Below are 24693 nucleotides of genomic sequence, written 5' to 3' on the forward strand. Positions count from 1 at the left end.
TAACCCACGAACATGGGTGAGTGGGGCCCCGGCCCGCAACCCCCAGCTCAACGCCGACGGTCACCCATACCGTCTAGGAGAGCCAACACCGGTTCCCGACCCCTTGAAACGGCTCTGCCGACACCGATGACGGCTGCGCCCGGATCACCTCTCTGGCCGCAGATACCTGGGGTAGCACCAGAAGCGGCCTCGCTGCTCAAGCTCCCCCGGCTGGGTGGACACTAGGGCGTGGCCCTTTCTGCAACGGTATTCAAGGTCGAACTCGGCGTCTCCGATATCGACCACGGTTACTACGCCGATCACACGCTGACCGTGGCCCGTCATCCCAGTGAGACTGATGAGCGGATGCTGGTTCGGTTGTTGGCGTTTGGGCTGCGCGCGCACCGCCTCAGCGACGTCGACGGCGAGTTGGCGTTCGGCGCGGGCCTGTCTGCCCCTGGCGCACCGGACTTGCGGCTCTCCGACTACACGGGCCGGACTCTGGAATGGATCAGCGTCGGCCAACCAGATGAACGCGCCTTGGGCAAGGCGGCCGGCCAAGCCGACCAGGTGGTGCTGTTCCCGTTCGCCGCCAGTACGGCTACCTGGTGGCGCACCGTGGGACCGAAAGTGGCTGGGCTGCCGAACCTGTCCGTGGTACAGGTACCGCATGCGCCGGTGCAGCAACTGGCTCAGACTGTCGACCGACGGGTCTCGGCGCAGGTCATGGTGATGGAAGGCCAGGTGACGATGACGGTGGGCGATGTCGACGTCACCTTCACGCCCGAGCCATTGGGGTAAACCTCGAAAGCCCCGGGGTGCTGCGCTCCCCCGCGCGCGAATCAGTGAAGACGCATGCAGGATGTGAACCGGGCGCCCTCACCTGGCGAGTGTGAGCAGTTTGCTCAATCCGGTGCGGTGCATCATCTCGGCCGACAACCGGTCCACGACCGTGAACCCGACTCGCCGCCGGAGCCGGGACCGCGCCCGTGCCACCCCGGGCCGCGGCACTGGGGTCAGCGGTGTGCCCCGTAGGCTCACCGCATGCACGAAGCGACTCTGGCCAGCGCCGCAGAAGCCGCGACGCTGACAGTGGGACTGTCGGCCTATGCAGCGTTGATGCTCGTCAGCATCGCGGTGGCGATCGACAGCGCCCGCCAACACCGACGACGCCGCACGATCTACGCCTCGGTGATAGTGGGAATACTCATCCTGGGCGGGCTGGTCGGGGCGATTTTCAGCAGCATCGCGTAACCAGGGGTCGACGCCTCTCCCCTGACACATTGCATACCAGCAGCTTTCACCGTCCGGGTACCCCGAGACCTAGACTGACGCTCCATGCGGATAGTCTCCATCCACATCGCGCCCGGCCGGAAAGTGCCGAACCGGTCAGTTCCTGCGGTCGACGCCGAGGCCGGCAAGGGTCTGATCGGCGACAGGTATCACGGCGCCAGGCACCGACACGTCACCGTGCAATCGCGTGAACTGCTGGATCTCGCGGCGGCCGACCTCGGCCATGCCATCGACTCCGGCGCAACACGGCGGAACCTGACCGTGGACGGCGGTGATATCCCCACCCGCCCCGGGGACAGAGTCCGCATCGGTGATGTCGAACTCGAGGTGGTGCGGATCCCCGCGCCGTGTCGGCTGTTGGATGACTGGATTGCCCCCGGCGCGGCCAGGGCGATGCATCGGCGCGGTGGGACGGCCTTCCGGATCCTGACCTCCGGCCCCATACACGTCGGCGATGAGGTGGAACTTCTGAGCGCCGAATGACCGGCGACACAGTGCCGCGGCATCAGCGCCCGCTTCGGACCGTCATCGCGCACACTGAGACGTGCATCCCCGCGGCAATGGAGGAATGGTGCCGGAAGAAAGCCCTGTGGCCGAATTCGACTTCATCATCGTGGGGGCCGGCAGCGCGGGTTGTCTGCTGGCCAACCGACTCAGCGCCAACCCACGACACCGAGTGCTCTTGATCGAGGCCGGCGGTAAGGACGATTGGTTCTGGATCAAGGTACCGGCGGGCTACCTGTACACCATCGCCAACCCCCGAACCGACTGGTGCTTTGCGACGGAGGCCGATCCCGGCCTCGCCGGGCGCAGCATCCTCTACGCACGGGGGCGCGTGATCGGCGGCTGCTCGTCGATCAACGCCATGATCCACATGCGCGGGCAGGCAAGCGATTACGAACTGTGGGCGCAGGCTACCGGTGACCAGCGCTGGCTTTGGGGTGGCCCAGACCGTCCGGGCCAGACCCTGCAGATATTCAAGGAATTGGAGAACTACTTCGGCGGCGCCGACGACTGGCATGGCGCCGACGGTGAGATCCGAGTCGAGCGGCCGCGGGTGCGCTGGCAGATCCTGGACACCTGGCAGGCCGCCGCCGCCGAATTGGGCATCGCGCCGATCGACGAGTTCAACCGGGGCGACAACTGCGGCAGCGCATATTTCCATGTCAATCAACGGCGGGGCCGGCGGTGGTCGATGGCCGACGCCTTCCTGCACCCGGTCGCTCACCGCCCCAATCTCACCGTCTATACGCACACCCAGGCCCTGCGGCTACACACCGACGATCAGGTTCTCCCGGCGCAGCGTCAGGGCGCCTGGACCACGGCGCGCCACCGAGCCACCGGCCTGCGGCTGCTCAAAGACGGCCAGACCATCGACGTCCGAGCCCGCAAAGAGGTGATCCTGAGTGCTGGAGCCATTGGCTCGCCTCACCTGATGCAGCTTTCGGGTCTGGGCCCGGCCGGGTTGCTCGCCCAGCATCACGTGCCGGTGGTCGTCGATCTTCCCGGGGTGGGCCAGAACCTCCAGGACCATCTTCAGCTTCGAACGATCTACCGCGTCCGGGGTGCGCGAACGCTCAACACGCTGTATCGCAATTGGATCACCCGCGCGGGCATGGCAACCCAGTACCTGCTTTTTCGATCAGGTCCCCTGACCATGCCGCCGTCCACCCTGGGGGCGTTCGCCAAGAGCGATCCTTCGCTGGACAGCCCTGATCTGGAATGGCATGTGCAGCCCCTGTCGCTGCCGAAGTTCGGCGAACCGCTGCACCCCTACTCAGCCATCACTCCCTCGGTCTGCAATCTGCGTCCCACCTCCCGCGGCCACGTGCGACTGGCCGATTCGAATCCGCTGAGCAGCCCGAAGATCTTCGCCAATTACCTTTCTACACAGCAGGATCGGGACATTGCCGTGCGCGGCCTGCGGATGACCCGGCAGATCATGGCGGCGCCGGCCCTGGCCCGCCACTGCCCGCAGGAGGTGTTGCCCGGCCCACAGGTGGTGAGCGACGAAGACCTGCAGACGGCAGCTCGCGAACTGGGGACCACCATCTTTCACCCGGTGGGGACCTGCGCTATGGGCACCTTTGACGGACGTGGCCGGCCCACGTCGGCCACCACGGTGCTCGACACCGACTGCCGCGTCTATGGCGTGGCCGGGCTTCGGGTGGTCGACGCATCGGCGATGCCCACCATCACGTCGGGAAACACCAACGCGCCGGTCATGTTGATCGCAGAGCGCGCCGCACGGGCGATACTGGAATGAGTCGGCATGCAGCGGTGTCTTCGCAGCAGCTCCTGAGCAACCGTCAATCGTCCTCGGCGTCGTCGCGGTGCGCGGCCTCGATCACTTCCGGCGGTACCGGCCGGCGCAACCACGCCTGCATGCGCAGCAGCCCGCCGGCGATCGTCCCGATGGCAAACACGGCAACGATGATCCAGAGCACAGCCGACATAACAGCGATTCTCCCCCGCCCGGCCGGCATGAGGCGAACCGTAGGCTCACCGCATACACGAAGTGCATCTGGCCAGCACCGATGAGGCGGCGATGCTGACGGTCGGCCTGCCGGTGGCACACACCCATGCTCGTGGTGAACCGAAGGAGAAGGCCTGTGCCCAAGTCGCATCGCCCCAGCCGACGGCTGGTCGCTCTGCAGTCGCTCATCCTGTGGGCGGCATCGCGCGCAGGCGGGGCGCACGACGTGAACAGAACGCGCAAGATCACCCACTCGATGGAGTCCCGCCAACGACGGGCGCGCGGCGTCCAGGAGAGCACCACGACGGTGGCGGGCGTGCCCGTCCGATGGTTCCGCCCCGCCCGGGCGAACGCAGGGCTGATCTTCCACGTACACGGCGGGGCATTCGTTGCCGGTAGCTCTCTGGTGGCCCGTGCCCACAGCGGGGTGGCCCGGTCCAGCGGTGCGGAACTGGTGAGTGTCGATTACCGACTTGCGCCAGAGCATCCGTTCCCCGCGGCACTCGATGATGTGTGGGCGGTGTATTCGGAGGTGGCCCGTGACCGGCCCACGGTCATTATCGGGGAGTCTGCCGGAGGTGGACTGGCCATGTCACTGGTACGGCGATTGCTCGACCGGGGCGGTGACGCGCCGAAGGCTCTGGTGACGATGTTTCCGTGGGCGGACCTGACCAACAGTTCCGACAGCTTTATCCGGAACGAAGACCGAGATCTGCTGTCCCACGAGGGTCTCTCGCGCAGCGCCGTCGCCTACGCCGGTGACTATGACTTGAGGATGCCTCTCGTGTCCCCGCTCTACGGCTCATTTGAGGACTTTCCTCCCACCCTGATCGTCGTCGGCACCCACGACTGCTTACTGGATGACTCTCGCGCCGTCTCGACCCGTATGCGCGCTGCCGGTGTAGACGCCAGGCTCATCGAAGTAGCAGGCGGATTTCACGGTTTCATTCTCTTGCCGACTCCGGAATCCAAAGAAGCAAGACGGCAGATATCGTCGTTCGTCGGTTCAGCTCTGCCCTGAGCCAGCGGTGAACGCCGGCCCACTCAACCGCCTCGAGACGGCGGTCACGAAGACTACGCCCCAGAAGCACCCAGCGCCCGAAGCGATCCCGCCACGGATTCCAGCGGCCCCAGGCTACGAGTGATCCGGCACAGGGTGATCGCACCATGCAACGTGGACATAGCGGTGTTCGCCAACACTTCGGCGCGCTCAGCGGTGGCGCCCTCGGCTAGGTAGGCTGCCGCCACGGCATCTCGCCAGACCAGGTAGATCTCGGCGGCGCGGCCGGCCAACTCATCTTCCCCCACAGCGGGATTCACCGCCGCGGCCGCCACGGGACAACCGGCCCGGAAATCGCTCTCGGTCAGCACCGTGGTCCAGAACGCAATCACCCGGCTGATCACGGCCGCAGATCCCCCTTTGGCGGCCGCGCGCGCGATCATTCCGGCGTAGGCGTCCCCGGCGTATTCGAGCGTTTGGCGCTGCAGCTCGGCCCGTCCACCCGGAAAGTGGTGGTACACCGATCCGCGTGGGCACCCGCTGCGGGCCAGCACTTCGTCGATGGAAAGCCCCGCTGCGCCGCGTTCGCGCATCACCACGATCGCCGCATCCAACATGCGGCGCCGTGTCTCTCCGCGCGGCGGCATCGGAAGGGATCTAGCCGGCCGTGCCCGAATCATCGCTGCCGCACAGCTCAGCGATCCCGCGCAGATTCGCCTTGAGCCCCACGCGCCATTCGGCCAGCCGATTGTCGATGATCCGACCCTCCTTTTCGGGCATCCGGTCGATGGCCAAGCTCAAACCTGAACGGCCCGGACCCATCCGGCCCCACTGACGCACCAGCGTTCCGTCGCGGACGGCTTCGACTTCGAAGCCCCAAGACGCGGTCGGTTGGCCCTCGGCACCGGACACGTCCCAGACCCAGCGGCGCCCCTCCTCGACCTCCACGACCACCGATTCGGTGCTCCACTCGCCGAGGGCAGCGTGGCTGTTGCGGCCACGAAACCGATTCCCTACCGCCACCGTGTCACCCTCGATCCACTCCACGGCGGCCAGCTCGGGCGAGAAGCGCACCGGCAGAGTCACATCGGTGACGAGCTCCCAGACGCGCTGCGGGTCAGCGGCGATCACCGCGGACTCCTGAACGATCGGCGTATCCCGGTAGCGCATCGACGTCCCCTTCCCAAAACTATGGTTGGAAACATACTCTAGGTCAACTGCCACGGAAAGGGGCAAGCATGCGAGTCGGGGTCGCGGTCCAGCCGCAGGAGCCCAGCGCTGTGGAGTTCGCGCAGGCCGCAGAACACATCGGCGTCGACTCCTTGTGGGCACCGGAGACATGGGGCTACGACGCCCTGACCGGCCTGTCGTATCTGGCCGCCCGCACCACCTCGATCCGGCTGGGCACCTTCGTCGTACAGCTGGGCTCGCGCACGCCGGCGATGCTGGCCGGATCGGCCCTGAGTCTGCAGCAGCTCTCCGGCGGCCGCTTCACTCTGGGGATCGGCGTCTCGGGCCCCCGCGTCATGGAGGGCTGGTATGGCGTGAAGTTCGAGCACCCGGTGCAGCGAACACGGGAGACCATCGACATCGTCAGGATGGTCGCCAGGGGCGATCGGCTGCAGTACGAAGGTAAGGAGTATCGCCTGCCGCTCCCCGACAGTCGCGGCGCCGCACTGGTTCCGGCGCTGCTCCCTGCCGAGCTGCCCATCTACGTCGCCGCAATGGGGCCGGCAAACCTGCGCCTCACCGGTGAACTCGCCGACGGCTGGCTGGGCAATGCCTTCATCCCGGAGCTGTCCGAGGTGTTCACCCAGCCACTGGCGGAGGGAGCGGCACGCTCAGGCCGCGACCTGGCAGCGCTGGACCTGGTGGCCCCCGTCGCGCTGGAGGTCACCGAGGATCAGGCCCGCACCGATGAACTGATTCGCGAGCATGCGGCCGGCTATGCGTTCACGATCGGAGCGATGGGCGCCGGCAAGGAGAACTTCTACAACCAGGCCTTCAGCCGCCTCGGATTCGCCGAGCAGGTCGACGAGGTGGCTCGCCTGTGGCAGCAGGGCGACAAGGCCGCCGCCCGCGCCGCGGTCCCGCTGGAACTCGGCGGACTCACCAACATCATCGGCGACCGTGAACGGATCACCCAGCGTGTGCGGGCCTACCGCGACGCCGGCGTAGGTACCCTGCTTGCCAAGGTAGCGGGCACCGTCGAAGAGCGGATCGCCGCGCTGGAAGTGCTTGTGGCCGCGGCAACCACATGAGGGACCGGCCATCCGCCTCAGGTGCCTCGATGTTGGCCGTCATGCCGGTGTCCATGAATCCCACGGGCAGCGCAGTGACGTCGACACCGTGGCTAGCGAGTTCCATTCGAACGATGCCGGTTTAACCTTTCGTGCTGAGGTGTTCGCGCGCCCACTCTTCGGTGGTCGTGGTGGGGATGCCGCGGACGGCGTTGAACGTACCGGCCTTCGGCCACGCGACGCCTCTGCCCTGGGCGAACACCGCACGGTACTTCCGCATCCCGTCGTCGGGGTTTCGGTGGAGGTCGGCCAGTAGCTGCTCGACAGTCCATTCATTGTGGATGACCGGGGCTCCCCTGGTCCGTCCGACGATCTCGGCAAGTTCGCGGTAGGTGATCGTGTCGCCGGCGACGTAGACGACCTGGTTCGCGATACGTGGGCGGGTCTGGATGATCTCCGCGGTGAGTAGGCCGATGTCCTCAGGCGTGGTGACGGTGACTTCGGTGTCCCAACTGCCCAGCGCGTTAACGGTATTGGTGGTGAGGTCGACGACGCCGAAGTCGGGCTCGAAGAGGAAGCTGGTGAACATGCCGGTCGACACGATCACCCATTCGGTGGCGCTCTGGGCACGCAGCATGTCGCGCACGTCGAGCTGTTCGTCGAACAGGTCGTGGGGACTGCCACGTCCGATGGCGTCGTAGTCGACGCCGAACTGCCACGGGAGGTATCGCGGAACCCGCGCCGCCAGTACCGCTTCGGTGATCTTGCGTTGGGTTCCCGGCCCCGCCGCGAAACCGATGCAGCTCACTACCGTGTGGAACCGTCTGAGAACCCTCGAGAGCTCAGCCGCAGGCGCCGTCGCCACGTCGGCCTCGACGATTCCGACACCGCGGGCAGCGAACTCATCCCGCAGTTGGGCATGCCGCGGGGTGTTCGATGGCCGCAGCAGCACCGTCACCGGCGGCGCGTCGTCTCGAAGAGTCAGTGCGTTCACGACGGCCCCGCCGAGTTCACCGGCTCCGATGACGAGGATCTCTCCCCGATCTGATTGCTCTGACGCCATAGTTCCTCCGTGGCGCTGATCAGTTGGCGAATACGGACGATCGCCACAACGACCCGTTGCGGCGCAGAATTCCCCACCGTGGAGGTTGTGCCATGCCGATCAGTCAGGAACGCGACGCCAGGTAATGCGGCACACAGGTCGCCTCCGAGGGCAGACTGGCCAAGGTCAGCGAGGCGCTCGCTATCGCCGAGCCCATTCTTCGGCGAGCAGCTGATAGGACCGCACACGGTCGCGGTGATCGTGCGTGATGGTCGTGATGATCAGCTCGTCGGCGCCGGTCGCGTCACGCAACTGTTCAAGCTGATCCGCGACCTGGACCGCGGTACCGACGAACTGCGTTTCGAGGCGGTCGGCCACCAGTGCCCGGTCGGCATCGGTCCAGACGTGCCGGCGCGCCTCGTCTGGGGTCGGAAAAGGTATCGCGCCCTCTGCGGTGCGGATGCTGCGCACCCACAGCCCGTACCCGGCGGCCAGCTCGCGGGCGGTCGACTCGTCATCGGCGACCACGACATCTGCTGAAATGCTCAGATACGGCTCGCTCAAGTCGGCGGACGGGGCGAACGCGGCGCGGTACCCCTCGGCCGCCTCGAGTACTCCGGCGGGGGCCACATGGTAGTTGGCGGCGAACCGCAAGCCATTCTTCCCCGCGACCAGTGCGCTCTCGCCGCCGCTGCTGCCGAGGATCCACACCTGCAAGTCCGCACCGGCACCCGGAACCACATGCGCGCTCTCACCGTTGGCGGCGCGGTAGGTATCGGCGATCAGCGCCAGAACATCCCCGACCTGTTCGGTGTAATTCTGCGGTTCGGCGCCCGGCTGCGTGAGCAACTCCTTCTGCAGTGCGATCCGCGGCGATTTCAGCATCGCCGAATAGTCGAACTGAGCCGGAATACGTAATCCATTGGGCGCATAGCCATCCACGACCGAATCGGTTCTGGCGCCTGTTGGCGCCGGACGGCCGCCGGAACGCCCCAGTCCCAGGTCGAAGCGGCCGGGGTACAGCGCGTCCAGAAGACCGAATTCTTCGACCGCCGACAACGCTGTCCGGTGCCCCATCTGCAGCGCGCCCGAGCCCAGCCGGATCGTCGAGGTGTGGGGAGCGATCGCCGCGAGCATCACCGCGGGAGACGTGCCCGCCACTCCCGGATTGAGGTGGTGCTCGGCGAACCAATAGCGGGCATAGCCCAGACGTTCGGCGTGGCGGGCCAGATCGATGCTGTTGCGGACCGCCTGCGCCGCGCTGGAACCCGAGGAGATCGGGACCAGGTCGAGCACTGTCAGCGGCGTCATAGCTCACGATAACGGGCGGCGCACATCGCCTCCGATTCCGATCGCCTCGCTGACGGTGCGGGGGACGTCCTATGCAGCACAACCTATTTCAGATCATACTGAGTGAAAGTGCCGCGGGAGAACAATCACCACGCTTGAAGTTTCGGCTCCGGTCTTGCGGGAATGGACGCTGCCGCAACTGGGTTACAGTGGGCACGGGCCGGACACCTGCCCGTGTCGCAACCGTGAGGACCTGATTATGCGTTCCGCCGTTGGCACCTGGTGCTGTTGTCGTAAGCGGCGACGGTCTTAACCGCAAGGGCAACGTCGCCGCTTCGGCTTCTTTCCTCCCCGCCGACCGACGAAAGCCTAACCTCATGTCCGAACCGTCCACATCGATTCATTTGGCCGTCGCGCTCGAGGGTGCCGGCTGGCATCCCAGTGCATGGCGAGAGCCCGACGCCAGGCCTGAAGACCTCTTCACAGCCCGCTATTGGGCCGCCCTCGTCGCCGAAGCCCAGCGCGGGCTGCTGGACTTCGTCACCATCGAAGACGGTTTCACACTGCAGTCCGATGACAGGTTCGCTCCCGATCGACGTGTCGACCGGGTCCGCGGCCGTCTTGACGCAGTCCTCATTGCGGCCAGGGTCGCCCCGCGGACCGCCGGGTTAGGGCTGGTCCCCACGATCACGACCACCCACAGCGAGCCGTTTCACCTCTCCAAGGCGATCGCCACCCTCGACTACGTCAGTGCTGGCCGCGCCGGGGTGCGGGTGCAGATCGCGGGCCGAGCCGACGCGGCCGCACACTTCGGCCGTCGGGAGATCACCCCATTGACATCCCGATCGCTGCGCGACCCGCGATTCCGATCAGAGATCCTCGCGCACTTCGATGAGACGGCCGACTACGTCGAGGTGTTGCGCCGTCTGTGGGACAGCTGGGAGGACGACGCCGAGATCCGCGACGTGACCACCGGTCGTTTCATCGACCGGGACAAGCTGCACTACATCGATTTCGAAGGCCGGTGGTTCTCGGTCAAGGGACCGTCGATCACTCCCCGGCCGCCGCAGGGCCAACCGATCGTCGCCGCGCTCGACCACGGCGCCGACGACTACCGGCTGATCGCCCGCACCGCCGATGTCGGATTCGTGACCCCCCGCGAGGTCACCGATGTCGCCTTGATCGCGCAGCAGGTGGCTGCGGCGCGGCGAACCGTGCAGCGCGCTGACGATGTTCTTCTGTTCGGCGACCTCGTGGTGTTCCTGGACGATACGACCTGCCGGGCGCAGGAACGACGGCGCCGACTCGACGAACGGGCGGGCGCCGAATGGGCCAGTGATGCCCGGATCTTCACCGGCACACCGGCTGAACTGGCTGATCTGCTCCACCAATGGCACACCGCGGGTCTGGCCGGATTCCGGCTACGTCCGGCGGTCCTGCCGCACGATCTGACCCAGATCACCGGCGCTCTGGTGCCCGAACTTCAGCGACGGGGTCTGTTCAGGACCGAGTACTCAGCACCGACGTTACGCGAAACGCTCGGTTTCGAACGCCCCGCCAACCGCTACGCGACAGTCTGACCAGGATCTCCTATGAGCAAGCCCATCAAGCAGATTCACCTCGCCGCGCACTTCCCCGGCGTCAACAACACCACCGTGTGGAGCGACCCGGCAGCCGGCAGCCACATCGAGTTCGACTCGTTCGTGAGGTTCGCGCAGACCGCCGAACGCGGCAAATTCGACTTCCTGTTCCTCGCGGAGGGCCTGCGGCTGCGCGAGCAGAACGACCAGATCTACGACCTCGACGTCGTGGGCAGACCCGATACCTTCACCGTGCTGGCAGCACTGGCCGCGGTCACCGAACATCTCGGCTTGGCGGGCACCATCAACTCGACCTTCAACGAACCCTACGAAGTCGCACGACAATTCGCCAGCCTCGACCACCTGTCCGATGGGCGGGCGGCGTGGAATGTGGTCACCTCCTGGGATGCGTTCACCGGGGAGAACTTCCGCCGCGGCGGCTACCTCCCCGAACACCAGCGCTACGACAGGGCCCGCAGCTTCCTGCGCGCCGCGCAGGTGCTCTTCGACTCCTGGCACGGCGACGAGATCGTGGCCGACAAGGAATCGGGTGTGTTCCTGGCCAACTCCGCGCCCGGTGAGTTCGCGCACCGTGACGAATTCTTCGATATCGCCGGACAGTTCAACGTGCCCCGCAGCCCTCAGGGAAGGCCGGTGATATTCCAGGCGGGCGACTCCGACGAGGGCCGCGAATTCGCAGCCGCCGACGCCGACGCGATCTTCTCCCGGCACAGCACGCTGGAAGCGGGTCAGGCGTTCTACGCCGACGTCAAGGGACGGCTCGCCAAGTACGGACGCCGCCACGACGAGTTACTCATCCTGCCCGCAGCCACCTTCATCCTCGGCGACTCCGACGCCGAGGCGGCGGAACTCGCCCAGGAGGTGCGGTTGGCTCAGGTCTCACCGCAGACGGCCATCAAGTTCCTCGAACAACTGTGGAACCGAGACCTGTCCGATCACGACCCGGACGGACCACTGCCCACCACCGACCCGGTGGTGGGCGAAAACGTCGTCGCCCGAGGCCGGGCCAGCGTCCGGATGTTTCGCGATCCGGTCGCGACCGCCAACGATTGGCGCGCCAAGGCGCAGGCGCAGAACCTGACGACCCGTGAGCTGATCATCGAGGTCACCGGCAGGCAGAACTTCATCGGCTCCCCGGAGACCGTCGCTGCCAGAATCAATGAACTGGTCCAAGCCGATGCCAGCGATGGATTCATCCTGGTCCCGCACATCACTCCGGACGGTCTTGGTCCATTCGTCGACGAGGTCGTGCCCCTGCTGCAGGAGCGGGGCGTGTTCCGCAGCGACTATCAGGGCACCACGCTGCGCGATCACCTCGGTCTGGCTCCCCTGCAGTCCGGTGCCGCCGCGAGCAGCGTCGCCTCCTGATCGGGCTTCCCGCCGCCGGTGCGGTTTTCGCCGCCCGAACTTGTCAGACCCTCCTGCCATGCTGTGGCTATGACCTCGATGGCACCGGTGACCAGCGTCGCAGCGCGTGGTGACGCCCGCCTTGACGTGCTGTTCGAGGAGTTGGCGGAGTTGACCGGCCAGCGCAACGCGATCGACGGGCGCATCGTCGAGATCACCGCGGAGATCGAACGCGACGAGCTGTGGGGTTCCACCGGGGCAAGGTCGATCGCCGCGCTGGTGGCCTGGAAGACCGGGGTGTCACCGGGCAACGCCCACACCATCGCAACGGTGGCGCACCGACTCGACTCGTTCCCCCGCTGCGCCGAAGGCATGCGGGAGGGCCGCTTCTCCCTCGATCAGGTCGGCGTGATCGCCGAACGGGCAGCCGACGGCTCCGATGAGCACTACGCCCAATTGGCCGGAGTCGCCACCGTCAACCAACTGCGCACCGCGGTCAAACTCGAACCACGACCCGAACCCGAGCCCCGGCCCGAACCGCAGCCGGCGATCACCAAGACCTCCAACGCCGAGCTCGACATCTGGCGCATCGCCCTGCCCCACACCGAATCAGCGACATTCGACGCCGCGCTGCAGTCGCATCGCGATGCCCTGATCGCCGAGTGGAAACACGACCGCGAGAACAACAACACCAAACCCGACCAGCAGCCGCCGATGCCGACACAGATCGATGCGTTCCTGCGCCTGGTCGAGTCCGGCTGGGACGCCGAGGTGCATCGCCGGCCCCACGGGCAACGCACCACCGTGGTGGTGCACGTCGATGTCGAACAGCAGATCGGCACGCTACATCTGGGGCCGCTGCTGCCAGAGTCCGAACGGCAGTACCTGAGCTGTGACGCGACGGCCGAAGTGTGGTTCGAGCGCGACGGCGAGGTGATCGGCTGCGGCCGCTCGACCCGCACGATCAGCCGTCGGCTCCGCCGTGTGCTCGAGAACCGACACCGGACCTGCGCTGTCCCCGGGTGCGGAGCCACCCGCGGCCTGCACGCCCACCACATCCGGCACTGGGAAGACGGCGGCGCCACCGACCCGGACAACCTGGTGCTGGTCTGCCCCTACCACCACCGCCTGCACCACCGGGGCCTCATCACCATCACCGGCCCGGCCGGCCAGCTCACTGTCAGCGACAACGGCGGTAAACCACTGCACTCGGGCTCGCTGGCCCGCCCACCCACGGGCCCACCACCGGAAGTCGCTCCCTGCCCCGGACCCACCGGGGAACGCGCCCAATGGTGGTGGTACCAACCCTTCCAACCCCAAGCACCGCCGGCCACCAACTAGATCGACTGCGGCAGCGCACGTCCCTACATGCAGCGCAGCTGCCTGTTGAGCATGCAGTTCACCGGCGGTGAATAGATCCCGGATATCACTCCCCGGAAACCCCCGGTGGCGGTACCTCCTGGCGCGATGATCCGATTCCAGTTCGCCGGAGCCAGAACATAGTGCGTGCCAGATCGGCCGAAGTTGCTGTTCCAGGCGTGCGAGATGGACTCATTCGCCGGTAGGTCGAACTCAAGCCGCCAATCGGTCATCGGCGACGCGCTCCAGTTGGTGATCGTGAAGCGAGCGATGAAGCCGGTCTGCCATGTCGAGGTCACCGACAGCGTCGCGGTGGCGGCGGCCGCGTGAGCCACGGCGGTGGTGGCGAATCCGAGGACCACAACCATGGCTGCGGCCACGGCAACGTGAAACGCTGTGCACCAGCGTTTCACGTGACTGCGGAATACGGCCATAGCAACCAACACTAAGACCGAACGGGCGGTGTCGACCCCGTCGTGCCGGGTGGCCTGCAGGACCTTTGCCCAACTGAAACCGACACGTGACGTCAGCCGGGAGGGTTAGCGCCCACCGCGACGGGCTACCCCTACACGGCCAATCAGTTTGCCTGCGGTCCGCCCGCAGGGGTTACCGTTGCCCAGGAGCGAGGGCACCGTCCGTGACAAGGGAGCACCGACATGCTGAAGTACGAGATTCATGGAACCGGTGAGCCCTTGGCGCTGGTCCACGGCATCACTCACCGCAGGCAGGCCTGGTATCCGGTGCTCGAGCACCTGACCGATCACCGCACCGTCGTGCTGTTCGATCTGCCCGGCCACGGCGAATCTCCTGACCTGGTGGTCCGCAACGGTGATGTACAGGGATCCCTGCGTGACGAACTGCTCGGCCTCTTGGATCACGTGGGGATCGAGCGCCCGCACATCGCCGGTAACTCGCTGGGCGGCCGGATCGCATTGGAGGCCGCCGCGGACAATCTGGTCGCGAGCGCCACCGTGCTGTCCCCCGCGGCCTACTGGCACAACGCCCTCGACTTCGCCTACATCCGCACGGTCTTCGGCGTACTGACCACCGGCGCCCGCCTGCTGGCGCCCGTGGCGCCCAGACTCGCCCGCTCACCGCTGGGGCGGCGCCTGATGGGCGGAATCGTGTCAGCCCACCCCGAGCGGATCCCGGCCGAGGAGTTCCTGGCCGACCTCAACGGCATGCGACGGGCCATCCCGGCCATGAAGAAGATCTTCCCGGCCGCCGAAGTCTTCAACCGGGAGATCCCCGCGGACATCCCGGTGACCGTCGCCTGGGCCGCACGTGACCGGATTCTGCTGCCCTACCAGGCGCGGATCGCCGAACGGCGACTCCCCCAGGCCCGCCACCTCCGGCTGCCCGGGTGCGGCCATGTCCCGATGGCCGACGACCCCGAGCTCGTCGCCCGAGTCCTGCTGGAGGGCAGCGCGCCCACCGCGCGGGCCGAGGCCTCCTAGTAGACCGACGGCGCCCGCGTCATGGCCTGCGCGGGTGCTTGAATAGGCCGTGGCCAACCGCATCCAATCCCTGCTCGGGGTTGCCTACCCCGTCGTGCAGGCCCCGATGACCTACATCGCGCGCGCCGAACTGGCTGCTGCGGTGTCCGAGGCCGGTGGGCTCGGCGTGATCGAGACCCTGACCCCCGAAGGGCGTGCCGATCTGCAGCGGGTGCGCGATCTCACCGACAAACCGGTGGCGGCCAACCTCATGATTCAGGGCTGGAAGAACGACCCGTCGATTGTCGACACACTGGCGCACGCCGGCGTACGCCATGTCTTCACCTCCGCCGGCGACCCGGCCCTGTTCACCACACAGCTGCACGATGCCGGCATGACAGTGGTCCACGTCGTCGGCTCACTCAAGGGCGCACGCAAGGCCGCCGACGCCGGTGTCGATGCGCTGGTGGTCGAAGGGGTGGAAGGCGGCGGTTTCAAGTCACTGCTGGGCGCCTCAACCATGGTGCTGCTGCCGCTGGTCGCCGAGAACGTCGACCTGCCGATCATCGCGGCCGGTGGCATCTGCGATGCACGCTCGGCTGCGGCGTCACTGGTGTTGGGCGCCGAGGGCGTGCAGATGGGCACCCGGATGTTGGCCAGTCACGAATCCGCGGTGCACGCGAACTTCAAAGACGCGATTGTGGCCGCAAACGATTCCGGCACAGTACTTCTCGACATCCCCGGTAATCCGACCATGCGGGTGCTGCGGACCGGCCTGGCCGCCCGGGTCGCTGCACACGACCCGGATTCGCAGCTGCTGGGAAAGATCACCGAGCTGTACTTCGACGGCGACATGGAGGCCAGCGTCGCCAACACCGGCCAGGTGTCATCCCGGATCGTCGATCTGCTGCCGGTCGCCGAGATCATTCGCCGCACCTGGGGCGAGATCGAAGCGGTGCTGGACGGCGCACGATCGCGAGCCGAAAGTTTGTGAACCCGACCCGCAGATGAGCTCCGAACGTTCATGATCATGCAATGGTTCGCCAGAGTCGGATGGGACGCGTGACCCCGCCTGAATCGGCGCCCGATGTGCAGGAGTCGTGGCGCCGCTCGCCGCTGTCGCCCCTGCACCTGTTCGCCGTGCTCGGCGTCATCGCTGTCCCCGCGTTCGGCTGGTTCGGCCAGCATTGGTCAGGCGCCACGACCGTGGTGGTGTACTGGTTCGAGAACGTCACCATGTGCCTGCTGGTGATCGCCCGCATCGCCCTGCACCAACGCCTGAACCCCAAGTACGGCCACTTCCGCTACCAGGGCCCGGGAACCCGCGGTAGCTCCAATTCGACGTTTTTGAGCGGCTTCGCCCTCATCAGCCTGGCGTTCTGCGCAGCCCACGGAGTCTTCCTAGCGGTCATCCTCGGGCTGTTGATCCACAACCGTGCGCCGGAGCTTGCGATGATCGATCTGGACTGGCGCAGTGTCGGATGGGGCTGCCTGGGCGTCTTGGCGTTCCTGGCGATGGAGTTCCTCACCGATCTGGTCAATCTGCGCCGGTGGTCTTTCCGAGATCTCGAGTGCGTTGCCAACGTCGGCCTGGGTCGCATCATGGTCGTGCATATGACGCTGCTGCTCGGATTCGCCGCGATCGCCGCGACGGACGCACCCGGGGCACTGTTCACGGTCTTCGTCGTGCTGAAGAGCCTTGCCGCACTCAGTTCTGTGCTTCCCCAGTGGGAGCCGGCGACACCACCGCGCAGACTCAGCAACCTGATGAATCGACTCCCCAACGTGCATCCCGGAGAGCGGTTCGAGGACTACTGGGTCAAGGACCAGGCCAACGAACGTCAACGGCAACGGCGCAACGAACAGCCCTGGAAGGCCGCAAGACCCTAGCTCATCGCCTACGGGTTGGCCGACCGGGTCGAAATCCGCTGGGCGACTGCACCGTATCGCTCGAAACGCTCCGGGGCACTGAGTGCGTTATACAGGACCAGGCGAGTCGCAACGCCGGCGTACTTGTCGATCAGTTTGTCGGCCAACTCATCCCATGTCGATTCGGTGGTGAACGCGGCCAGGTGCTCGTCGGTGATCTGCGCTGCCATTCCAGCGAAATCGCCGGCCTTCTGCCTCTCGCGGATACGGGCGGTGGTGCCCTCGAATCCGGCCTCATCCCAGATGAAGGCGTAGTTCGGCGTACTCCCGTAGAAGCTCAAGCTGGCCCGCACGGATTCGCGCTCCTGGTGCCGCTCTTCATCACTGTCTCCGACGATCGTCATCGCGGGCACGATCACAGCGATCTCCGACGGAGAACGGCCGGCCCTCTCAGCTCCCTCGGTCACCTTCGGCACCACGTGACGCGCCAGGTAACCGGGCTCGCCGAGCGGGTGAACATGCACACCGTCAGCCACCTCACCGGCCATCCGCAGCATCCACGGATTCACCGCTGCCACATCAACCTTGGGGTTGGGCACATCGATGGGGCCTGGACTCCACTGCGGGGTGATGAAATCCAGGTCGTAGAACTCACCGTGATGATCCAGCTTGCCCGAACGGAAGGCGGCGAAGCACGCCTTGACCGCCAGCACGTAGTCGCGCAGGCGAGGCCCGGGACGCTCGAATGCCACGCCGTAGCGCCGCACCACATGAGTACGCACTTGGGTGCCGAGCCCCAGCCGGAACTTGCCGCCGGTGGCCTCCTGCAGCTCCCATGCGGTGGCCGCCGTGACGAAGGGGCTGCGGGGAAAGGCGACCGCGACACCGGTCGACAGTTCCAGGCCGGGAGCTGACGTGGATGCGATGGCCGCGTTGAGATACGCGGTGCGGCCGGCTTCGGTGAACAGCATGCCGGAGAAGCCCGCCGCCTGGGTGTTTCGGGCGAGTTCACCTGCCTTCGCCAGTGGTTGCGGCAGGGTCATGAGGTCAACGTGCATCAGCAGAGACTACGTGCCGGCTGTAGCGTGGCGGAGGTGAAACCCACCCGGATACGTTCCCTCATTGCTGCTGCGGCCAGTCTCGTGGCAATCGCCCTGCCCGTTACGGCGGCGGGTACGGCGGCCGCCGCCGACACCTGCCCTACGGCCGCACCGGCCGGCGGCGCACCGGAGTGGACCCTGACCGGGGCCACCGGCAGCGTTGCGGTCACCGGATCGACCGAGACGGCCGCGCCCCGGATCGACGTGTCGGCGCCGTTCAGCGTGACGTCCACCCAGGTGCACACGTTGCAGGCCGGCAGCGGCCCGGTGGTGCCGGACACGGCGGAGGTGTCCGTCTGCTACCTGGGCGTCAACGGACGCGACGGGTCGGTGTTCGACAGCAGTTACCAGCGCGGCGCCCCGGTGGACTTCCCGCTCGACGGCGTCATTCCAGGCTTCCAGAAGGCGATCGCCGGCCAGACGGTCGGATCGACGGTCGCGGTGGCCGTGACCTCCGCCGACGGCTACCCCGACGGCCAGCCCGGCGCCGGCATCCGGGCGGGCGACAGCCTCATCTTCGCGATCAAGATCCTGGGCGCCTCGGGCTGATCCGGCTCGTTTTGCGTTGTCCGTCAATGGGTTTGGCAATCATTGCCATGGATCGCGCAGATCCGGTAGCGTTCGCTCAATGACTGATCGCAATCGCCGCTTCCTTCTTCGCGAACGCCCAGCCGGCCGCATCGGCCCCGACACCTTCGAACTCAGCGAGCAGCCCGTGCCGGAGATCGGCGACGGTGAGGCGCTGGTGCGGGTCCAGTGGATCTCACTGGACCCGACCAACCGGATGTGGATCAACGAGACTCCGTCGTATCTGCCGCCGGTCGGCATCGGCGAGGTCATGCGCGCAGGCGGCCTGGGCGTGGTCGTCGCATCGAAGAACCCGAATTATCCGGTCGGCCAGACGGTTCAGGGATTGACCGGCTGGCAGGAGTACTTGGTCATCTCCGACACCCAACCGCTGTTCGCCATCGACGTCGCCGAGGGGGTCTCGCCCAGCACGTATCTGGGTGCGCTCGGCATGACCGGGCTCACCGCCTGGGTCGGGATCCGTGACATCGGCAAGCCGCAGCCGGGTGAGACCGTCGTCGTCTCGGCGGCGGCCGGCGCGGTCGGTTCGGTCGCCGGTCAGCTGGCCAAGGCCGCCGGCGCACGGGTTGTCGGAATCGCCGGCGGACCGGAGAAATGCGCACTGGTCACCGATCAACTCGGTTTCGACGCAGCGGTGGACTACCGCGCCGATGACTGGGCCCAACAGCTCGCCGCCGCGACGCCCGACGGCATCGACGTCGACTTCGAAAATGTCGGCGGCGACATCATGGATGCGGTGTTTGCGCGGATCAATGTCGGCGCGCGGATCGCGCTCTGCGGTCTGATCTCCGGTTACAACGCGACCAATCCCCCGCCCGGGCCGCGCGCGTTCGGCAACCTGCTGATCCAGCGCGCCCACCTGCAGGGCTTCATCGTGCTCGACCACTTCCAGAAGGCCCGGGAAGCCGCCGCCGAGATCGGCGGACTGATCGCCGCAGGCAAGCTCACCCCGCTCGAGACCGTCGTCGAGGGCTTCGAGCAGCTGCCGACCGCGATCAACATGCTGTTCGACGGAAAGAACGTCGGCAAGCTCGTGGTGAAGATCTCCGAATAACCCGGCCCGGCCCGGGCTGTAGCGTGGCCAACGTGAATTCGCGTATGCCTCGATTCGTCGTACTCACCGCCGGTGTCGCCGCGTTGGCGGCGGCGCTGGCCGGTTGTGGCGGTTCGGACACCGCCGCGTCGTCGAAGACGTCCTCGGTCACCGACCTGTTCATCCCACCGCGCGGCGACACCGTCACCGCCTGCCCGGCCACGCCACCGACCGAGGGCGTCGCAGCCGACTTGACGCTCAAGGGTGCCTCCGGCAGCGCCGCGGTGACCGGCTCCACTGACTCGGCCGCACCGAGCGTCGTGGTGAACGGGCCGTTCACAGTGGCCAAGACCGAAGTGCACACGTTGCACGCCGGGGACGGCCGTGTCGTCGGGGACCATGCGACGGTCTCGGTCTGCTACATGGGCGTCAATGGGCGTGACGGGTCGGTGTTCGACAGCAGCTACGAACGCGGCAGGCCGGTCGACTTCGGTTTGGACCGCGTGGTCCCGGGATTCCAGAAGGCCATTGCGGGTCAGAAGATCGGGTCGACGGTGGCCGTCGCGATGGTGCCCGCCGACGGCTACCCCGAGGGCCAGCCGGCAGCCGGCATCCTGCCGGGCGACACGCTCGTCTTCGTGATCAAGATCCTCAACGCCTCACGCTGAGCCGGGGCCGCCATGGAATCGAGCCGGGTGGATCGGTGGCTGTGGGCGGTGCGGATCACCAAGACCCGGCCGGATGCCGCTGCGGCGTGCCGCGGTGGTCACGTGCGGGTGAACAACCGGCCGGCCAAGCCGGCGACAGCCGTCTCCCCCGGTGACGTGGTCAGTGCCCTGGTGGGTGATCGAACCCGCATCGTCGAGGTGCTGCGGGTCATTCAGAAGCGGGTCGGCGCGGCCGACGCGGTGACCTGCTATCTGGATCGGACACCGCCGCCCCCGCCGGCTTCGGCCACGGCGGTGGCCACCCGTGATCGTGGCGCCGGACGGCCGACCAAGCGGGATCGACGGGCGCTGGACAAGTGGCGGGCCCAACAGCGCTGAGGGATCACTGCGGGTGCGCGGCCAGATACTGCTCCACCGGGATCCGAGTAGTCGAGACATAGCCGATCGGCAGCAGCAGATCGCCGGCGGTGGTGCGGTAATAGGTGTCCCACCGGTAGTAGCTGGCGAACCCGGCCGGGTCGCCGCCCATGACCGCGGCATAGTCGTTGACCGCCCGCACGTAGTGGTCAGAGTGGTTGTAACCCCAGATCGCCTTGTCGCGATTGGTGGCAAAACCGTTGGCGGCCAACAGGCGACCGGCGGCCATGATGGAGTCGTGCGGCGAGTGGATGTCGCCGCCGTTGCCGTAGGCCGCGAATGTCGACGGCAGGAACTGCATCGGCCCCTGGGCGGCGTCATCGCTGACCCCGTTGATGCGGCCGAAGCCGGTCTCGACGAAGTTGATGGCCGCCAGGTAGTTCCACGGCACTCCGGAGGCCGCCTCGGCTGCCCGGTAGCTGGCCAGCAACTCGTTCGCCGGAACCGGCGGGACCACCCGCCAGGGCGGCATGGTGTCCTTCGGGTCGGTGAGCGCCATCAGTTGCCGGCGGGCGTCGATGTTGCGGTCGTAGACGGCCAGCAGCGCCGCCGGGATCTGCGGGCGGGCGATCGCGTCCCACTCGGGGTGTGCGCCGAGGGTGCGGTAGGCGACCTGCTGGCGGCGCGCTGCGGCGGCCAGCACCTGCTCGGGCGACGCCGTATTGCGCAGGGCCTGATCGGCTGCGACCAGGTCGGCAGCTATCGCCGCCGGATCCACTCCCGGTGCCGCGCCGGCGGGGAGCGCCGCCGTCACCGCGCAGCCGATCGTGACAATCAGGGAGGCGACCACGCGCCACAACCGAACAGCCATGCCGTTCATCTTCGCCCCTGCGGCGTCGTGAACCGTGCAGCGCGGCCGATCGGAGCGTCCACGGGCTGCCTAGAACACGTTTCGCTTTGCTTGACCGTTGCGCCAATCACCGCTGGTCATCTGCGCAAGGTGCAGTACTAGCGACTGTTAGATTGATGGCCGTCAAAGCTGACGTACTCAAGGGAGAGCGCATGACCACCACCAGCGTGACGACCGACGTCGTCATCGTCGGCTACGGCGCGGCCGGTACCTCTGCCGCGATCACCGCCCGCGAACTGGGCGCCGAGGTCATCGCCGTGGACCGGGCCAACGGCGGCGGTGCCACCGCGATCTCCGGGGGCATCATCTACGCCGGTGGGGGGACATCGGTTCAGCGAGAAGCCGGCGTGCACGACACCGCCGAGCAGATGCTGGACTACCTGCGCCTAGAGGTCGGCGACGCGGTCCGGCCCGAAACACTGCAACGATTCGTCGACGGCAGTCCGGAGATGATCGACTGGCTGCAGGCGCACGGCGTGCCGTTCAACGCCGGACTGTGCCCCTACAAGACGTCGTTTCCCAACAATCGCTACTACCTGTACCACTCGGGCAGTGAGAACGCCGGGGCATTCCGCGCCCACACCCCGCCGGTGCAGCGCGGGCACCGCGCCTACGGCAAAGGCACATCAGGCAAGCAGATCTATGCGCCACTGGCCGAATCGGCCCGCAGGCTCGGTGTGGACTTCCGCCCGCACACCACCGTCACCGAGCTCCTGCAGGATTCGTCGGGCCGGGTGATCGGCGTGCGGGCCACCACCATGGGCCAGGCACCCCGCCGTATCCAGCGCCGCTACGCCCGCCTGGCGTCGCTGTCCTGCAAACCCGGTGTCTACTACCCGCCGCTGCGCGCCGCGATGGACCGGCGATTGGAGAAGCTGCAGCAGCGCTACGGCCAGACCACCGAGATCATCGCGCGGCGCGGGGTGATCATCTGCGCCGGCGGCTTCATCGCCAACACGCAGTGGCGCAAGCGTTATGCGCCGGAGTTCAACGGTGGGCTGCCCCTGGGCACCAGCGGCGATGACGGCAGCGGCATCGCGCTGGCGCAGAGTGTCGGCGCGGTGACCGATCGGATGGACAACGTCTCGGTGTGGAAGTTCATCACGCCCCCCAGCGCATTCATCTCCGCGATCATCGTCGACGCCGACGGACGGCGGGTGATCGACGAGTCGCGCTACGGCGCCGCGGTCGGACAGGCGATGGTGAAAAACCATGGCAGCCGGGGCTGGATCCTGGCCGATGCTCGCCTGATGGCCGAGGCCCGACGCCAGCTGCTCACTCAGACGCTGTGGTTCCAACGCGCCCAGGGTGCCGCACTGATGTTCGGCGCCGCGGTGCGCGGTGCCACGATCGCCGAAGTGGCCCGGGCCGCCGGTATCGATGCCGAAGGTCTGCAGGCCACCGTCGCCGCGCACAACGAGGCGATCGATGCCGGGGCCCCCGACCCGGCCGGTAAGCCCGCCGACTTCTGCCGGCGTATCGATCACGGCCCGTTCACCCTGTTGGATATCTCGGTGCGGCCCAACGTCTTACTGCCCACGCCGATGCTCACCCTGGGCGGAGTGCGGGTCAGCGAGGACACCGGTGCGGTGACCGATTCCGATGGCAATCCGATTCCGGGGCTCTACAGCGCGGGCCGCACCGCCATCGGCATCGCCTCCAACTCCTATGTGAGCGGCCTGTCGATCGCCGACTGCGTGTTCGCGGGTCGCCGCGCGGGCGCCAGCGCGGCCGCTCAGCCAAGCTAGTCGGCGAGCCCCGCCGCTGACGCGACGATCCAGGCCAACTCCGGATAGAAAATGTCGCTGTGCGCGCCTGACGGCGGACGACCCTTAGTCACAATCGCCGATGAATCCACGTTGAGGATGGCGCCCTTGACGAAGGAATACTTGGTCGTCACCGCCCCGATGGGCTCGGTCGGCGACTGGTAGGCGCCCAGCGAACCGATTGCGCGCCAACGGCCCAGCGGGTCACTGCCGATGCCGGCACTGTCGTCGCCGGCAGCGGCCGAAGCCAGCGGGTACATCACACCCAGGGCCATGTCATGGCTGGAGTAGCAGACGGTCAGCGGTCCGTCTACGCGGGACAGCCGACCGGCCAGGGCGCCACTCGGGTGCGGGGAGGAGAACGGGAGTTCATCCAGAAAGGCGAACCGGGAGAAGGCGCCCTGAAGTAGCGTGACCGACTTGACCGGTGAGGGCGTGGTGGTTGGTCCGCCGGCGAGCGCAAACGACACCACCCGGGCGCCGAAACTATGGCCCACCAGATGAATTCGCAGACTGGGGAACTTGGAGTTGATGCGTGTGAGCAGTGGGCCGAGTCCCTGTTGCCCGATGACCCCGGCTCGGTTTTTCATCTGCCAGTAGGTGAGCTGACGCAGCGCCTGTTTAGCGCCGTGCCAGAGCTTCGCAAGCTTGCTGCCAAGCCCGGCGCCGCCGCCCCCACCGCCACCGCTGAGGTCGACGCCTTCCTCGGTCAGCGCGTCGGCGAAGCTCTCGAAGATGTCGTCGGCGCGCTTATCGTCGTCGAGCATGCCGGGCCGGCCGGGGTCGGCGGTCTCGGCTTCGCCATCGTCGAACCCTGCGCGTACCTTGTCGCTGAATGCCCGCATGACCGTCAACATGTCGTCACGTTTCGCCTGGTCCGGAGGGATTGCCAGCATTGCGGTGAGTTGCTTCAGCTCGGCAGCCCCCGTGGGAAACAGTTCGATGAGGTCTCGCAACTGCTGCGGGCTCAGAGTCGGGTCGGCATCGAAGGACGGGGCGGTCTCATCCAACGAGGCGCCACCGGACGCGCCGCCGGGTGTGGGGTCGAAGTCCGGGATGGGTTCGTCGCGCCACATCGCCGACGGCCAGCGGATTCCCAGGAAGCCGATGGTGCGGCCTGGGCCGAGTTGCTCATTGAGCAAGGCGAACCATCGGTGGTAGAGCGAGGCGGCTGTGGCCTCGTCGTTGTTCCAGCCGTGGCTGAAGATCACCAGGTCAGCGACGTCGGCGGCCTCGAGTTGCTTCAGGAATCGCTCTTCTTCATCCGGGAGGGAGTCTCCCTGGGCGTCGAATGTCAGCGCCCAGGGTGCGGTGGTGGCTGCGGTCATGGCGCTTCCCC

Annotated in this window: 26 protein-coding genes; 17 read left to right on the forward strand and 9 right to left on the reverse strand. The window is 67.0% G+C overall.

Going from position 1 to position 24693, the window contains the following annotated elements; all coding sequences use genetic code 11:
* Positions 1-228 precede the first annotated feature (228 nt).
* From AWC18_RS03560 to AWC18_RS03575, 4 genes are all read left to right on the forward strand, one after another.
* Positions 229-780, forward strand: a complete 552-nt coding sequence (locus tag AWC18_RS03560; RefSeq protein WP_085137662.1) for a YaeQ family protein — start codon at positions 229-231, stop codon at positions 778-780.
* Between the two features lie 243 nt (positions 781-1023).
* Positions 1024-1233, forward strand: coding sequence for a hypothetical protein (locus AWC18_RS03565; RefSeq protein WP_085137663.1), 210 nt, complete (start codon positions 1024-1026; stop codon positions 1231-1233).
* A gap of 84 nt (positions 1234-1317) precedes the next feature.
* Entirely contained in the window at positions 1318-1755 is a 438-nt protein-coding gene (locus AWC18_RS03570) for an MOSC domain-containing protein (protein ID WP_085137664.1), read from the forward strand.
* A gap of 106 nt (positions 1756-1861) precedes the next feature.
* A complete protein-coding gene (locus AWC18_RS03575) occupies positions 1862-3538 on the forward strand; it encodes a GMC family oxidoreductase (protein WP_109559982.1) in 1677 nt (558 codons plus the stop codon).
* A 43-nt stretch (positions 3539-3581) separates the two neighbouring features.
* On the opposite strand, the gene AWC18_RS20980 is transcribed toward AWC18_RS03575, so the two are convergent.
* The gene (locus tag AWC18_RS20980; RefSeq protein ID WP_109559979.1) at positions 3582-3728 is read right to left on the reverse strand and encodes a hypothetical protein; all 147 of its coding nucleotides are present in this window, start codon (positions 3726-3728) and stop codon (positions 3582-3584) included.
* 156 nt (positions 3729-3884) lie between these two features.
* Between AWC18_RS20980 and AWC18_RS03580 the strand changes: the two genes are divergently transcribed.
* A complete protein-coding gene (locus AWC18_RS03580; RefSeq protein WP_165757970.1) occupies positions 3885-4769 on the forward strand; it encodes an alpha/beta hydrolase in 885 nt (294 codons plus the stop codon).
* Positions 4770-4822: 53 nt separating this feature from the next.
* Here AWC18_RS03580 and AWC18_RS03585 read toward each other — a convergent pair whose 3' ends face one another.
* Positions 4823-5365 carry a TetR/AcrR family transcriptional regulator gene (locus AWC18_RS03585; protein ID WP_208858315.1) on the reverse strand — a complete coding sequence of 181 codons (543 nt, stop codon included), beginning with the start codon at positions 5363-5365 and terminating at the stop codon, positions 4823-4825.
* Between the two features lie 40 nt (positions 5366-5405).
* Complete coding sequence (locus AWC18_RS03590; RefSeq protein ID WP_085137672.1) at positions 5406-5918, reverse strand: SRPBCC family protein; 513 nt, start codon at positions 5916-5918, stop codon at positions 5406-5408.
* Positions 5919-5986: 68 nt separating this feature from the next.
* On the opposite strand from AWC18_RS03590, the gene AWC18_RS03595 reads away from it, so the two are divergent.
* On the forward strand, positions 5987-7009 hold the full coding sequence (locus AWC18_RS03595; protein WP_064999439.1) for an LLM class flavin-dependent oxidoreductase: 1023 nt from the start codon (positions 5987-5989) through the stop codon (positions 7007-7009).
* 121 nt (positions 7010-7130) lie between these two features.
* Here AWC18_RS03595 and AWC18_RS03600 read toward each other — a convergent pair whose 3' ends face one another.
* Both AWC18_RS03600 and AWC18_RS03605 read right to left on the reverse strand, forming a co-directional pair.
* Positions 7131-8051 carry an aromatic alcohol reductase gene (locus AWC18_RS03600; protein ID WP_085137674.1) on the reverse strand — a complete coding sequence of 307 codons (921 nt, stop codon included), beginning with the start codon at positions 8049-8051 and terminating at the stop codon, positions 7131-7133.
* A 180-nt stretch (positions 8052-8231) separates the two neighbouring features.
* Positions 8232-9341: an LLM class flavin-dependent oxidoreductase gene (locus AWC18_RS03605; RefSeq protein ID WP_064999445.1), complete on the reverse strand. Its 1110-nt coding sequence runs from the start codon at positions 9339-9341 to the stop codon at positions 8232-8234.
* Positions 9342-9697: 356 nt separating this feature from the next.
* Here AWC18_RS03605 and AWC18_RS03610 point away from each other — a divergent pair, with 356 nt between their 5' ends.
* The 3 genes from AWC18_RS03610 to AWC18_RS03620 all read left to right on the forward strand — a co-directional run bounded on the left by AWC18_RS03610 (position 9698) and on the right by AWC18_RS03620 (position 13609).
* On the forward strand, positions 9698-10900 hold the full coding sequence (locus AWC18_RS03610) for an LLM class flavin-dependent oxidoreductase (RefSeq protein ID WP_085137676.1): 1203 nt from the start codon (positions 9698-9700) through the stop codon (positions 10898-10900).
* Positions 10901-10912: 12 nt separating this feature from the next.
* The gene (locus AWC18_RS03615) at positions 10913-12289 is read left to right on the forward strand and encodes an NtaA/DmoA family FMN-dependent monooxygenase (RefSeq protein WP_085137678.1); all 1377 of its coding nucleotides are present in this window, start codon (positions 10913-10915) and stop codon (positions 12287-12289) included.
* Positions 12290-12358: 69 nt separating this feature from the next.
* Positions 12359-13609, forward strand: coding sequence for an HNH endonuclease signature motif containing protein (locus AWC18_RS03620; protein WP_064998256.1), 1251 nt, complete (start codon positions 12359-12361; stop codon positions 13607-13609).
* 23 nt (positions 13610-13632) lie between these two features.
* On the opposite strand, the gene AWC18_RS03625 is transcribed toward AWC18_RS03620, so the two are convergent.
* A complete protein-coding gene (locus AWC18_RS03625; protein ID WP_064998255.1) occupies positions 13633-14061 on the reverse strand; it encodes a cellulose-binding domain-containing protein in 429 nt (142 codons plus the stop codon).
* A gap of 222 nt (positions 14062-14283) precedes the next feature.
* On the opposite strand from AWC18_RS03625, the gene AWC18_RS03630 reads away from it, so the two are divergent.
* The 3 genes from AWC18_RS03630 to AWC18_RS03640 all read left to right on the forward strand — a co-directional run bounded on the left by AWC18_RS03630 (position 14284) and on the right by AWC18_RS03640 (position 16953).
* Entirely contained in the window at positions 14284-15084 is an 801-nt protein-coding gene (locus AWC18_RS03630) for an alpha/beta fold hydrolase (RefSeq protein ID WP_085137680.1), read from the forward strand.
* 49 nt (positions 15085-15133) lie between these two features.
* Complete coding sequence (locus tag AWC18_RS03635) at positions 15134-16057, forward strand: NAD(P)H-dependent flavin oxidoreductase (protein WP_064998253.1); 924 nt, start codon at positions 15134-15136, stop codon at positions 16055-16057.
* Positions 16058-16152: 95 nt separating this feature from the next.
* Positions 16153-16953: a DUF6498-containing protein gene (locus AWC18_RS03640; protein WP_420093303.1), complete on the forward strand. Its 801-nt coding sequence runs from the start codon at positions 16153-16155 to the stop codon at positions 16951-16953.
* 8 nt (positions 16954-16961) lie between these two features.
* Here AWC18_RS03640 and AWC18_RS03645 read toward each other — a convergent pair whose 3' ends face one another.
* The gene (locus tag AWC18_RS03645; protein ID WP_085137682.1) at positions 16962-17990 is read right to left on the reverse strand and encodes a TIGR03617 family F420-dependent LLM class oxidoreductase; all 1029 of its coding nucleotides are present in this window, start codon (positions 17988-17990) and stop codon (positions 16962-16964) included.
* A gap of 36 nt (positions 17991-18026) precedes the next feature.
* On the opposite strand from AWC18_RS03645, the gene AWC18_RS03650 reads away from it, so the two are divergent.
* From AWC18_RS03650 to hslR, 4 genes are all read left to right on the forward strand, one after another.
* Complete coding sequence (locus tag AWC18_RS03650; RefSeq protein WP_082961115.1) at positions 18027-18581, forward strand: FKBP-type peptidyl-prolyl cis-trans isomerase; 555 nt, start codon at positions 18027-18029, stop codon at positions 18579-18581.
* A gap of 79 nt (positions 18582-18660) precedes the next feature.
* On the forward strand, positions 18661-19674 hold the full coding sequence (locus AWC18_RS03655) for an NADP-dependent oxidoreductase (protein ID WP_085137684.1): 1014 nt from the start codon (positions 18661-18663) through the stop codon (positions 19672-19674).
* 23 nt (positions 19675-19697) lie between these two features.
* Positions 19698-20321, forward strand: coding sequence for an FKBP-type peptidyl-prolyl cis-trans isomerase (locus tag AWC18_RS03660; RefSeq protein WP_234784472.1), 624 nt, complete (start codon positions 19698-19700; stop codon positions 20319-20321).
* Positions 20322-20333: 12 nt separating this feature from the next.
* The gene (gene hslR, locus AWC18_RS03665; protein ID WP_085137686.1) at positions 20334-20699 is read left to right on the forward strand and encodes an Hsp15 family ribosome-associated heat shock protein; all 366 of its coding nucleotides are present in this window, start codon (positions 20334-20336) and stop codon (positions 20697-20699) included.
* Between the two features lie 4 nt (positions 20700-20703).
* Here hslR and AWC18_RS03670 read toward each other — a convergent pair whose 3' ends face one another.
* Complete coding sequence (locus AWC18_RS03670) at positions 20704-21549, reverse strand: lytic transglycosylase domain-containing protein (protein WP_085137775.1); 846 nt, start codon at positions 21547-21549, stop codon at positions 20704-20706.
* A 191-nt stretch (positions 21550-21740) separates the two neighbouring features.
* Between AWC18_RS03670 and AWC18_RS03675 the strand changes: the two genes are divergently transcribed.
* Positions 21741-23336: an FAD-binding protein gene (locus AWC18_RS03675; RefSeq protein ID WP_085137688.1), complete on the forward strand. Its 1596-nt coding sequence runs from the start codon at positions 21741-21743 to the stop codon at positions 23334-23336.
* Here the strand turns inward: AWC18_RS03675 and AWC18_RS03680 are convergent.
* Positions 23333-24682 (reverse strand): alpha/beta fold hydrolase, encoded by a 1350-nt coding sequence (locus AWC18_RS03680; protein WP_085137690.1) that lies wholly within the window; start codon positions 24680-24682, stop codon positions 23333-23335. The genes AWC18_RS03675 and AWC18_RS03680 overlap by 4 nt on opposite strands.
* Positions 24683-24693 lie beyond the last annotated feature (11 nt).

Origin of the sequence: Mycolicibacter nonchromogenicus (assembly GCF_002101775.1) — a bacterium.
GTDB classification, from domain to species: domain Bacteria; phylum Actinomycetota; class Actinomycetes; order Mycobacteriales; family Mycobacteriaceae; genus Mycobacterium; species Mycobacterium nonchromogenicum.